This window comes from Natronorubrum halalkaliphilum, from assembly GCF_009834785.1.
GTDB lineage: Archaea > Halobacteriota > Halobacteria > Halobacteriales > Natrialbaceae > Natronorubrum > Natronorubrum halalkaliphilum.
The window spans coordinates 136,221-148,367 of record NZ_WUYX01000013.1; the positions used below are offsets into that span (position 1 = coordinate 136,221).

General features: G+C 62.8%; 11 protein-coding genes. 3 read left to right on the forward strand and 8 right to left on the reverse strand.

Features of this window, described 5'->3' with window-relative positions; all coding sequences use genetic code 11:
• Positions 1–64 precede the first annotated feature (64 nt).
• The 7 genes from GS429_RS03165 to gatB form a co-directional block, all read right to left on the reverse strand.
• Entirely contained in the window at positions 65–784 is a 720-nt protein-coding gene (locus GS429_RS03165) for an ABC transporter ATP-binding protein (protein WP_160062613.1), read from the reverse strand.
• Positions 784–1,512, reverse strand: a complete 729-nt coding sequence (locus GS429_RS03170) for an ABC transporter ATP-binding protein (protein WP_160062615.1) — start codon at positions 1,510–1,512, stop codon at positions 784–786. Before GS429_RS03170 ends, GS429_RS03165 begins: the two co-directional genes overlap by 1 nt.
• Positions 1,509–2,654, reverse strand: a complete 1,146-nt coding sequence (locus GS429_RS03175) for a branched-chain amino acid ABC transporter permease (protein WP_160062617.1) — start codon at positions 2,652–2,654, stop codon at positions 1,509–1,511. Before GS429_RS03175 ends, GS429_RS03170 begins: the two co-directional genes overlap by 4 nt.
• On the reverse strand, positions 2,647–3,540 hold the full coding sequence (locus tag GS429_RS03180) for a branched-chain amino acid ABC transporter permease (protein ID WP_160062619.1): 894 nt from the start codon (positions 3,538–3,540) through the stop codon (positions 2,647–2,649). Before GS429_RS03180 ends, GS429_RS03175 begins: the two co-directional genes overlap by 8 nt.
• Before the next feature lie 3 nt (positions 3,541–3,543).
• Positions 3,544–4,878, reverse strand: coding sequence for an ABC transporter substrate-binding protein (locus GS429_RS03185; RefSeq protein ID WP_160062621.1), 1,335 nt, complete (start codon positions 4,876–4,878; stop codon positions 3,544–3,546).
• A gap of 117 nt (positions 4,879–4,995) precedes the next feature.
• Positions 4,996–6,018 (reverse strand): MBL fold metallo-hydrolase, encoded by a 1,023-nt coding sequence (locus GS429_RS03190; protein WP_160062623.1) that lies wholly within the window; start codon positions 6,016–6,018, stop codon positions 4,996–4,998.
• Positions 6,019–6,121: 103 nt separating this feature from the next.
• Complete coding sequence (gene gatB, locus GS429_RS03195; protein WP_160062625.1) at positions 6,122–7,618, reverse strand: Asp-tRNA(Asn)/Glu-tRNA(Gln) amidotransferase subunit GatB; 1,497 nt, start codon at positions 7,616–7,618, stop codon at positions 6,122–6,124.
• Between the two features lie 168 nt (positions 7,619–7,786).
• On the opposite strand from gatB, the gene GS429_RS03200 reads away from it, so the two are divergent.
• The 3 genes from GS429_RS03200 to GS429_RS03210 are packed head-to-tail and all read left to right on the forward strand — an operon-like array spanning position 7,787 to position 10,541.
• Positions 7,787–8,641, forward strand: a complete 855-nt coding sequence (locus GS429_RS03200; protein ID WP_160062627.1) for a bacteriorhodopsin — start codon at positions 7,787–7,789, stop codon at positions 8,639–8,641.
• Between the two features lie 42 nt (positions 8,642–8,683).
• Positions 8,684–9,475, forward strand: coding sequence for a lycopene cyclase domain-containing protein (locus GS429_RS03205; RefSeq protein ID WP_160062629.1), 792 nt, complete (start codon positions 8,684–8,686; stop codon positions 9,473–9,475).
• Positions 9,468–10,541, forward strand: coding sequence for a Brp/Blh family beta-carotene 15,15'-dioxygenase (locus tag GS429_RS03210; protein WP_160062631.1), 1,074 nt, complete (start codon positions 9,468–9,470; stop codon positions 10,539–10,541). Before GS429_RS03205 ends, GS429_RS03210 begins: the two co-directional genes overlap by 8 nt.
• A gap of 356 nt (positions 10,542–10,897) precedes the next feature.
• Here GS429_RS03210 and GS429_RS03215 read toward each other — a convergent pair whose 3' ends face one another.
• Entirely contained in the window at positions 10,898–11,872 is a 975-nt protein-coding gene (locus GS429_RS03215; RefSeq protein WP_160062633.1) for a deoxyhypusine synthase, read from the reverse strand.
• Positions 11,873–12,147: the final 275 nt, after the last annotated feature.

A 12,147-nucleotide genomic window follows, 5' to 3' on the forward strand; every position in this document is an offset into this window, starting at 1 on the left:
GAGTCATCCGCCCTCTTGGTGCTCGATATTTGCCACTCTCCGAAAAACCCGTTCCGCGCCGTCGTCAGTGAACGCCGACGTACGCCTCGCGAACGTACTCGTTGTCGTGGAACTCCTCGTGGGTTCCCGCCAACTCGATCTCCCCGGTTTCGATCAGCGAGAGCCGGTCGGCGTGACGCAGCGCGAACGTCGAGTTCTGTTCGGCGAGCAAGATCGTCAGCCCCTCCTCCTCGTTCAGCGTCGTGAGTGCCTCGCCGATGTCCTCGATGATGACCGGCGCGAGTCCGAGCGTCGGCTCGTCGAGCATCAACACTTCGGGATCGCTCATCAGCGCCCGTCCGACGGCGAGCATCTGCTGTTCGCCGCCGCTCATGGTCTCGGCCTCCTGTTCGCGGCGTTCGTCGAGCCGCGGGAACAGGTCGTAGACCATGTCGAGATCGTCCTGAACCGCATCGCGGTCGTCACGGAACTGCGCCCCCATCAGGAGGTTCTCGTGGACCGAAAAGAACGGGAACAGGTCCCGATTTTCGGTGCAGTAGATCAGCCCGCTCTCGACGATTTCCCGTCCGCTTACGGTCGAGAGATCCGTGCCGTCGTACCGGATCGTCCCCTCATAGTCGATGAAGCCGGCGACGGCGTTCAGCATCGTCGTCTTGCCGGCCCCGTTCGGTCCGATCACGCCGTATATCTCTCCCTGCTCGATCGACAGCGAGACGCCCTGTAGGGCGTGTGACTTGCCGTAGTAGACGTTGAGGTCCTGAATGTCGAGGATCGTGTCCGTCATTATAGTCCCTCCCCTGCGAGGTACGCTTCCTGGACGCGTTGGTTCTCGGCGATCTCCTCGGGGGAGCCCGCCGCGAGCATTTCACCGTTGTTGAGGACGACGACGCGATCGACGAGGTTCATCAACCCGCCCATGTTATGATCGACGACGACGATCGTCATCCCCTCCTCGCGGAAGCGCTCGATCTGACCCGCGAGCTCGTTGATCTCGGCCTGATTCATCCCCGCGAACGGCTCGTCGAGCAACAGCATCTCCGGCTCCGTCGCCAGCGCCTTGGCGATCTCGAGCCGCCGGACGTCCGCGTGGGGCAACTCGTCGGGCATCTCCTGGAGTTTGTCCTCGATGTCGATCCGCGCGGCGTACTCGTAGATCTCTTCGTCGCTCGCGCCGCCCCGGAGCGAGCGGATACTGTTCGGCAGCGTGAACAGCTTGATGTTCCCTGCGACGGGGTAGAGATCGATCGGGTTCGACTCCTGTGAGACCCGTGAGAGTCCCTTGTTGACGATCTCGTGCGTTTTGTCGTCGGTGATCGCGTCGCCGTTGAACTGGATCGTCCCCTCGGTGACGTCGTAGATGCTCATGATGCAGTTGAACACCGTCGACTTGCCCGAGCCGTTCGGCCCGATCAGTCCGACGATCTCGCCCTGTTCGACGTCGAGCGAGAAGTCGTCGACGGCGACGAGTCCGCCGAACCGTTTCGTCAGGCCGTCGACCTCGAGTACGCTCATTCGTTCTCACCTCGAACGGCGCCGAGACGGTGCCAGATCATCCTGAACAGGCCGTCGCGTGCGAACACGAGCACGAGCAAGACGAGCCCCCACAGGAAGAGATACCGGACTGGCGTCGAGAACCCGTGAAGTACCTCGTGGTTGAGGAACTCGAAGAGGAATGCGCCGCCGAGCGGGCCGAGGATCGAGCTCATCCCGCCGATGACGGCCATCGCGATCATCTCGATGCTGTTGTCCACGATGACGAAGGTGTGGGGGTCGACGTTGCCGGTAAACCCGACGAGCAACACCCCGCCGATCCCCATCGGGATCGAACTGAGCGCGAACGACCAGATCTTGAACTTCGTGGGATTGATGCCGGCGGCCGAAACCGCCGATTCGTTCTCCCGGATCGCGACGAGGATCATCCCGAGGTTCGACCGCGCCATGAACGTCAGCGCCAGCGCGATGAGCAACATCGGGACGAGCATGTAGTAGTATCGCATCGTCGGATCCCAGGTGAACACGTCCGGACTGCTGAACCCGGGAATGCCGCCGAGCGAGGTGAACGCGGTCGTCAGCCTGTAGAACAGGAGCACGGCGACGAACGTGATCAGCGAGAAGTACGGCCCCTCGAGTCGGAGCGAGGGCAGCGCGATCAACAGTCCGAGCACGAGGGCGGCCAGGACCGAAATCGGTGCGGTGATCCACAGCGACAGCTCCGGGTTGACGTGGACGAGCAGCAGCGCCGTCGTGTAGCCGGCGGCCGCCGAGAGAACCGAGTGACCGAAACTGATGTAGCCGGTGTAGCCGCTCTGGATGTCCCAGCTCATGGCGAAGATGGCCCAGATGCTGGCGAGGGCCAGCGTTCGCAAGAGGCTGCCGCTGACGAGCGGCGCCCAGAGCCCCGCGGTGAGCAAGGCGATAAGCGCGCCGAAGATGAGCGCGAACTGTAGTCCGGTCATCTCTCCGAAGTACGTCCCCAGCCGCCGATTGTAGCCGTCTGCAACTGGCTGGAGCGCTCGGTCGACCGGTGCGAGGAGTCGATCGAGTGTCTGCCCGATCGGCAACAGGACGTTCCGTCGGACCGAACCGGCCACGTCCTCGATACGACCGGGAACGGTACTGAGTATCGTTCCGAGTAGTAGAATCGTACTAATCATGGACGAACTCCCTCCCGTAGAGGCCCTGGGGCAGGTACAACAGGAATATCGCGAGGACGACCAGCGACAGAATTCCTCTGAATCCCTGTCCCACGAAGGTAACCGTGAACTGTTCGAGGAATCCGATGAAATACGCCGCAACAACGGACCCCTTGATCGATCCGATACCGCCGATGACGACGATAATGAACGCCAGCGCGAGCGGGTTGAGCCACATGAGCGGCGTCGCACTGCCCGTCGATCCCAGGAAGATGCCGGCGATTCCCGCCAGCGCTCCGGCGATGAGCCACGTCTTTGCCCGGACCGAGTGCAGATCGACGCCGGTCAGTTGGGCGCCGCGTTCGCTCATCGAAGCCGCGAGAATCGACCGTCCATCGTCGGTCTTGGTAATGTAGAACCAGAGGAGCCCGATCGCGATCCACGAGACGACGAACCCGGCGAACTGAACGTACCGCGGCCTGGCATTGATCCCGAAGGGCTCGAGGTTCAGGGCACCCGATATCAGGGTCATCCCCATCGGGGTGTCTCCGAACAGATAGATGACGAGTTCGGTCGAGGCGACTGCGACGACGACCGTCGCGAGGAACGTGATGACGACGTTGTCTTCGACCCAGCGCACGAGCACCTGATACAGACCCCACGACAGGACGGCGACGGCGACGACCGTGACCGGGAACGCGATAGCCGGATGCAGCGCAATCCAGGAGACGGTCGTCTCCCTGACGAGGATTCCGAAGATGTACGCGCCAGCCATGATCAGGGCACCGTGGGCGAGGTTCAGAATGCCGCCGACGCCGAAGATCATCGTGAAACCGATGGCGATCAGCGCGTAAATCGCACTGATCATCGCGCCCTGTAGCACTAATGTGCCGATATCTCCGAGCATTGCTTACTGCATCCAGTGGGGCATCTGGTGTTCGGCGGTCTGATGCTGTTCGGGGTAGACACACTCGATGTCTCCCTCCGGCGTCCACTGGGTCATCGGGAAGTTCGTGATCGTTCCGTCGTCTCCGCGCTCCTCCTCGACGTCGTGTGGGTAGTCGGAGTCTTCGCCGTAGAAACTGATCTGCCCGGCGACGCCGGTGAAGTCGATCTCGAGCATCTCGTCGACGAACTCGTCGAGATTGTCTCGCGTGTTCGTCGTTCCTATCGCGTCGACGACTTCTCCGAAGATGGAGATGCCGTCGTAGGTGTTGAAACCCATGTACATCGGCGCTTGCGTCGGTGGCTCGTCCTCGCCTTCATAGCGCTCGGCGTAGTCCTGGACGAACGGTTGCGTTCGATCCGTGATCGGCGAGACGCCGGCGGCACCGGACTGTGAGGTCGTCTCGTAGCTCGCGGCACCTTCCGTGGCGGCGTGGTACACCGGCAACATTCCGGCGACGTGGATGCCTTCGATCCCGAATTCGTACTCGGCTTCGTGCCAGATTCCCAGCATCTCCCCGGCGTTGATGTGAGCGAAGAACCGGAGGATGTAGTCCGCACCCGATTCGTTGACGTCGCTCAGCACCGGAGCGAGGTCGTCGATTTCGATCGACAGGGCGTCTTCGAGCACGATATCGATGTCCCGCTCGGCGAGCAGATCCGGTACGTGTTCGCCGAACGGCTCCGTCCACGCGGCGTTGTCGCGGAGGAAGGCGACTTCGTCCCAGCCGTGTAACTCCGAGAGGTACTCGCAGTAGTCCGCGATCGACTCCGACTGGAAGTCCGAATTGATCGGACCGATGCGAAACACGTTCTTGAACTCCTCGTAGTCGTCGCCGACGAAGTCCGTGATCAGCCCGGGGTCGGCCGAGCCGGTGATCATGAACGGGACATCGAACTCCGCGGTAAGATCCAGAATCGACTGCGTCGTTTCGGAGTTGAACGTCCCGACGAGCAGGTCGACGTTTTCCTGCTGGATGAGTTCCTCTGTCACGTCCTGTGCTTCGGACGGTTCGGTTCGCGTATCTCTCGTGAGGAGTTCGGCTTCCTCGCCGTCGAACCCGCCGTTCTCGTTGATCTCGTCGACGGCCATCTGTGCCGTTCGATCGGAACCGACCCCGAGCGGGTTGTCCATCGGTGCGAGATGACCGATCGTGAGCGCTTCGTCCTCACCCCCAAGACAACCGGCGAAGGTAGTCGCGACAGCCCCTGCACCTGCGGCCCCCAGAAACGTTCGCCGTCCGACGGCTCCGTTTCCATCTTTTCCCGGATCCCGGTTATTGTTATCTTCGTTAGCCATTGTGAGTCACTGAGTTACCGATTCTCACACACCAGTTTCTATTCCCCGTTAATAAATATGCGGGTTGTTGGCACGAACCGATGGAGGAGTATGAACGTATTAAAGGATCTGTGTAGGCTACGTGGTATCGGGGATCACGGTTTCCGGATCGACCGCTCGATCGACCAGTCGATACTCGCCGCCCTCGAGGGCGACCACTCCTTCGTGACGAAGGTGATCGAGATGCGCGAACGCTTCGCCGGGGCCGTGGACGATGTGAATCCCCTCGAGGTCGCCGAAGAGTCGAGCACTCACCGTCCAGGGATCCGCCGGACCGTGATCGCGGAGCAGATCGAGAATCGTCTCAGTTCGTTCGCGATGGTGCTCGATAATCGTCGTGATCCGCTCGGTCGGTTCGTCGATCGGATCCCGGTGGCCGGGCCAGACGCGCTCGTAGGAGCGATTCGCGAGACGCGCCAGCGACTCTAGATACCGCTCGAGCGGGCGCTCGACGCGAAGATCGGCCCCGCCGACGTTCGGCGTGTACACGGGCAACACGGCGTCGCCGACGAACGCCTCCCTCCCGGTTTCGGCGGCCGCGCTATCCCCGGGGGGTGTCTCCGGCCCACCGATGGGCTCGAAACAGCAGAGTCCGGCCGAATGACCGGGTGCGTGGACGGTTTCGAGGGTTCGACCACCGACCTCGAGAACCGTTCCGTCCTCGATCGGCGTCACGTCGGCGGGGGCTCCTTCGATGTGAGAGAACTGTTCGTGCAACGCCTGGACTTCCTCGCGCGAGGCTTCGGGAACGCCCCACTCCTCGAGGACGTCGCGGCGGCGGTCCTCGACGGCGGCCACCGCGTCGGGATCCTGTTCGACCAGCGGCGCATCGGCTTCGTGGACGTAGACCGTCGCGCCGCTTTCGGCCTGAATGTCCCCCGCTAACCCGGCGTGATCGACGTGAAAGTGCGTGAGCATGATATCGTCGATATCGGTGAATTCGTACCCCCGCGTTGCCAGTCCGTCGCGGAGGTCGCCTCGGACGGAGTCCGTGGCGATACCGGTGTCGACAAGCGCGAGCGCGTCGCTCTCGTCGTCGGCGAGGACGTACGCGTTATTTCGTCCTTCGAACTCGTCGTTTCCCAGCGAAATGCGATCCATGCCGACTACCGACACGAGTTCCGCTAATAATTCGCATGGTCGCGGAACGTCGCTGTCAACTTCCCAACTAGATTGGTCGCCGAAAATCGATCCGAGTCGTCGATTACCCCTCGAGTTCGGCGCGCAGCAACTGGTTGACGTCGCCGGGGTCCGCGCTGCCGCCGGTCTTCTGCATGACCTGTCCTACGAGGAAGTTGATCGCGCCATCGTCGCCCGACTCGTAGTCCTCGACGGCGTCGGGATTCTCGTCGATGGCCTCGACGACGGCGTCCTGTACCTCGTCCTCACCGGTCTTGCCGAGCCCCTCGTCTTCGACGATTTCGTCGGGCCCCTTCTCGTCGTCGAGCATGGATCGAAGCACCGTCTCACGGGCGTTTTTCGCCGTAATCTCGTCTTCGGCGACGAGTTCGACGAGTCGCTTGACCGCCTCGAGTCGCCCCTCGAGGTCCGCGATCTCCATGTTGCGGTAGTTGAGTTCGCCAAGCAGGTTGTCCGCAACCCAGGTGGCGGCGAGGTCCGGGTCGTACTCGCCGGCGACGTCCTCGTAGAAATCCGCGACCTGTTTCGTCGAGGTGAGCTTCGAGGCGGCCTCCTCGCTCAACTCGTATTCGTCCTGGAACCGCTCGCGACGCGCCGAGGGGAGTTCCGGAATCGAAATCTCGTCTTTCCAGTCCGAGACGCGCAGCGGCGGCAGATCGGCCTCTTCGAAGTAGCGGTAATCCTTCTCTTCTTCCTTCGAGCGCATCGACACCGTGATGCCCCGACTCTCGTCCCAGTGGCGGGTCTCCTGTTCGACCGCGCGACCGCGTTGAATCGCGTTCTTCTGGCGAGTCTCCTCGTAGGCCAGCGCCTTCTGAGCGCCCTTGTGACTCGAGATGTTCTTGACTTCGGTGCGGTTGGCCGCTGCCAGCGCCTCCGCGCCGATCTCGGTGACGTCGTCGCTCTCGATCTCTTCGTCGGGAATGATCGAGAGGTTGGCGTCGATGCGCAGGCTGCCGTCCCGTTCGGCGTCGAAGACGCTCAGGTACTCGAGGACCTCCTCGAGTTCGGCGAGGAACGCCCGAACCTCGCTCGGGCTGCGGAAGTCCGGGGCGGTGACGATCTCCATCAAGGGCGTCCCCGCCCGGTTGTAATCAACCAGGGTGTACTCCGCGGAATCGATGCCGCCACCGCCGCCGACGTGTTGCAGGCTGCCCGGGTCCTCCTCGAGGTGGGCGCGCTCGATCGTGACGTTGCGTCGGTCGCCCTCGACGGCGACCTCGAGTGTCCCCTCCTGACAGATCGGTTCGTCGTACTGGGTGATCTGGAAGTTCTTGGGCAGGTCGGGGTAGTAGTAGTTTTTGCGGTGGAAGCGGGTCTCTTCGGGGATGTCGGCGTCGATCGCCTTCCCGATCTTGACGGCCGCTTCGACGGCGGCCTCGTTCAGTACCGGCAGGGCGCCGGGTAGGCCGAGACAGACCGGACAGACGTTCGCGTTGGGTTCGTCGGTTTGTTCGGTCGAACAGCTACAGAAGATTTTCGTATCGGTCTCCAACTGGACGTGGACCTCGAGGCCGATGACGGTCACGAGGTCGCCCTGCTGGACGGTCTGGGCAGTCATTGGGGGCGATTCGGGCCGGGCGGGGTAAAACGTAACGGGACGGACCTACGTCAGGGGGCAACGAACTCGTTATGTTCAGAGCCTCTGTCGACCTCGATAAGCGGCCCGAAGGCCCCTTACTAGTATGGCCACATTGTCAATTCGATACGGTCGAATGTGTCGAAATAGATGCAAACAATTCACACACTAGCGACAACCACCCAGCAGATCGTTCTCCAGGCACCGGAGACGCAGGCGGAAATCTTCGAGTACGTCTTCGACGACACGCTGCTCGCGCTGTCGTTCGTGGTCAACATCGCGCTCGCAGGGTTGACGATTCTGTTTATCGTCGCGATGGGTCGGGGGGTAACGGATCCGCGAGCCAATCTCATCCTCGTCGCGACGATGCTGATATCGGTCGTCTCGATCTCGAGCTATACGGGGCTCGCCTCCGGACTTACGATAAGTTTCATCGAGATGCCCGCGGGTCATCCGCGGGCCGGCGAAGAGGTGCTGACCATGTGGGGGCGCTATCTCACCTGGACGTTCTCGACGCCGTTTATCCTCATCGTGCTCGGGTTGATCGCGGGATCGAACCTGACGAAGATCATGACGACTTGCGCGTTTACGATCGCGATGTGTGTGACCGGTCTGGCCGCCGCACTGACCACCTCTTCGCTGGTCATGCGCTGGTGGTGGTTCGTGATCAGTTCGCTGTTCTTCCTCGTAATCGTCTACATCATCATGGTTGACTGGACGGCCGAAGCCGAGAAGACGGGGACCGCCGACCTGTTCAACACGCTGAAAATTCTCACCGTCGTCGGCTGGTTCGGCTACCCGATCCTGTGGGGACTCGGCGTCGAGGGGATCGCCGTGCTCGACGTCGCGATCACCTCGTGGGGCTACAGTGTCCTCGACATCATCACGAAGTACATCGTCACCGGGCTGGTCGTCCTCTACGTCGCCAAGGAGCCTGAGTCGATCACCGCGGGTCTCGACTACGGCTCGACCCGCAAGGCCGTCGCGACGACGAGTGACGACTGACCCGGACGCAACTGACCCGATACTGGCCTCCAGCTCCATCCGATGACACCTCCGCTCACCTACCTCGGTTTCCACCTCGTCTTCACGCTCCCGCCGATCGCCCTGCTGAGCTGGCTCGCCGTCAGACGCGAGCGGGCCCGGTGGAACTGGCAGGCGATCTCGGGGTTCGTCGTTCTGGTCGCGCTAGCAGTGGTGTACACCACACCGTGGACGAACGCATTGATCCCAGAGGGCGTCTGGTGGTACGGCGAGGGTGCCGTTATTGCGACGGTCTGGTACACCCCCATCGAGGAGTACCTCTTTTTCGTCCTCCAGACGGCGCTTACGGCGTTCTGGCTCTTTCACCTGCTCGAGGTCGCCGACGTCTCGCTCGACCTCCCGATCAGTCACCGCGTCGTCGGCGTCCTCGCCGGCACAGCAATCTGTCTCGCCGGCTGGCTCCTGCTCGGTTCGACGTCGACGTTCTATCTCGGAGCGATTCTGGTCTGGGCCGGCCCGATCCTCGCGATCCAGTGGGGGTTCGGTCTCACCTACCTCGTCCGCGCGAGACGACAGGTGTTACTCGCGATCGCCGTTCCGACGCTATACCTGTGGTTCGCCGACTGGGTCGCGATCTCGCTCGGCATCTGGATGATCTCGGAGACGCACACGATCGGCATCAGCGTCGCCGGTCTGCCGCTCGAGGAGATGCTGTTCTTCCTGGTGACGAACGTCTTCATCGTTCAGGGGATCGTCCTCTACGTATGGGTTATCGACCGCCTGAGCGTGCATCCGACCGGTTCACCGTTCCGATCGGTCTCGAGGCGACTCGACGGCTGGCCGCTCGATGACTGAGCCGACGGCCTCGAGCGCGCCCGAGACAGAGATGACAGCCAGTGTCGCACGTCGGGTCGCCGCCCGAATCGCGCTTACCGGTGGCGTCGCGATCCTCGTCGTCGGTGTGGTCATCGCCGCCGCAGCCGACTCGATCCCGCTGTGGGCACAGCTGCTTCCGTTCGCGGCGAGCGTCCTCGTCCTCGGGTTCCCCCACGGCGCCGTCGATCACCTCGTGCTTCCCCGTGCGCGCAGTCGCCCAATCACCCCTCGCGACCTGGCGTTCGTCGGTAGCCTGTACCTGGTCGTCGGCGGCCTGTATGCGATCGTCTGGTGGCGCGCACCCGCGGCCGCGTTCGCGGCGTTCATCGCACTGACGCTCGTCCACTGGGGACAGGGCGACGTCTACGCACTCGTCGCGCTCGCGGGTGCGGACCACCTCCGAACGCGGGCGGTCCGCGCGCTGACAGCGTTCGTTCGCGGCGGAATCCCGATGCTCGTCCCGCTGATCGCGTTTCCGGCCGAGTACGCCTTCGTCGCACAGGCGCTGGTGGGACTGTTCGATCCCGCCGCAGCGACCGCTCTCGAGCCCGCATTCACGCTCGAGGCACGCTTCGCCGTCGGCGCTTTCCTCGCGACGGCGATACTCGGGTCGCTCGCGTTCGGCCTTCATAGAGCCGACGACCGCGGCCCCTGGCTGCTCGATGCCGGCGAAACGCTCGGACTGGTCGCGTACTTCGCGGTCGTACCGCCGATCCTCGCCATCGGGCTGTACTTTCCGTTCTGGCATTCGCTGCGACACATCCTCCGGGCGATGCTGCTCGACGGCCAGACGAGCGGACGCCTCGCTCGGCGTTGTTTCGCTGGCGCGTTCAGCCGGTTCGCTCGCGACGCTGCGCCGCTGACCGCCGGCGCGCTGGTGCTGTTCGCCGTTCTCGCACTCGCGATACCGACGACGCCGGCGACTCCCGCCGATTTGCTCGGGCTCTATCTGGTAGGGATCGCGGTACTGACACTCCCCCACGTCGTCGTCGTTACGCTGCTCGACCGACGGATCGGACTCTGGACGCCGCGCTCGCGGTCGTGAAGGAATTAACCACCGACGCCGGAGCACCGCTCGGACGCCCCGAACCCGCGGTGTGGAACGCCTCGGCGTCTGCGTCACAGCGGCCGCCACCGATCCGCTCTTACACCACCGTGGTGACTCGACCGCCGTGCCGACGAATCGGTTAGGACGGCGGTCCCGAGAATCGAGGATCTCTCGCGGTCGGAACGGCTTGCTCAGTTCCTCGCTGATCTCCGTTGGGAGTTCCGCCTCGAGATTATCGAATTCCGCGGCGTCGCTCTCGATGACGGGCCTTCATACGGTTTACTGTAAGTCATTTCCAGCGTAACCGCCGCCCGGGTCGCGGTTGCGCCGGTAAATCGTTACAGCAATCCGTATCAGAGGTCGAACGCGCCCGCAACGAGCAGCGGGAAGACGAGCGTCGCCTCCGCTTCGATCTGGGTGTAGTTCGTCTCCGTGTCCTTGATCTTCCCCCACGAGACCGCTTCGTTCGGCGGCGCGCCCGACAGCGAGCCGTCCCCTTCCATCCCCGTCGAAATGTAGACGACGTAATCCGCGCCCCCGCGGAAGAGGTTCGTCATGATCGCGTGGTGTTTCGGGACGCCGCCGCCGACCGCGATCAGACCGGTGGTATCCGCCAGCAGCCCGTCCTCGATCAACGAGTCGTAGTCGTCGAGAATTTCGATGCCGACCTCCGAGTCGTACCCCTGCCGATAGTAGTAGAGGAAGTTCCCGACCTCGGCGTCGGTCAGCGCCGGGCAGTACACCGTCACGTCGTTGTCGGCAGCCTGTTTCAGGACCGAATCCTCGTCGTCGAGGGTCTCGCCCAACTCGCGGGCGAACGCCGTTGGCGTTCGCACCTTCTCCTCGGCGAAGAAGTCGTCGAAGAAGTCGTAGAGGTACTCCTCGAGCCAGACGTACCGGTCGGAGGGGACGAAGATGTTGCCGAGCCGGTTGATTCCGCGCTCCCGGAGTTCGGCCTCGTCCGCGTTCCACTCACCCATCTTGAACGGTTTCGCCGTTTTGATAACGTCCTCGGTCAGCGAACCGGACGTCGTGATCAGCACGTCGACGTAACCCTCGCGGATGAGGGCCGCGACGACCTCGCGCAGCCCCGACGAGATGATGTTCGAGGTGCAGGTCAGATAGATCGTCGCGTCCTCTTCTTGCATCCGCTCGGCGATGTCGATCGCCTCCGCGAGCTGTGTCGCCTGAAAGCCGGTCGTCTCGTAGGATTTAAGCAGATCCTGAAAATCGAACTCGCCGCGGAAATCGTAGCCCCGAACGTCCGCCGTCGACAGCTCCTCTTCGGTGTCAGGTACGACGTGGTCGCGGGATTCGTCTTCGCTCATATACATAGATACGCGGGACGCGTTTTGAATGGCTCGTGATCGATCCCGAGTCTGAGCTGCGTTACCAAACGTACAGTGACTCATACGGATTGCTGTAACTATGTACCGCCGATCACCGACCCCGTCCCTGGTGATCGACGGTCATTGACTACAGTAAACCGTATCAGTAGCCGCGACGATCCCGACGGCGCTACCGCGCCGCCTCGAGTTCCTCGAGGGCCTGAGGGTTCTCGATGCTGCCCATATCGCCCAGATCCTCGCCCGTGTAGGTCGCC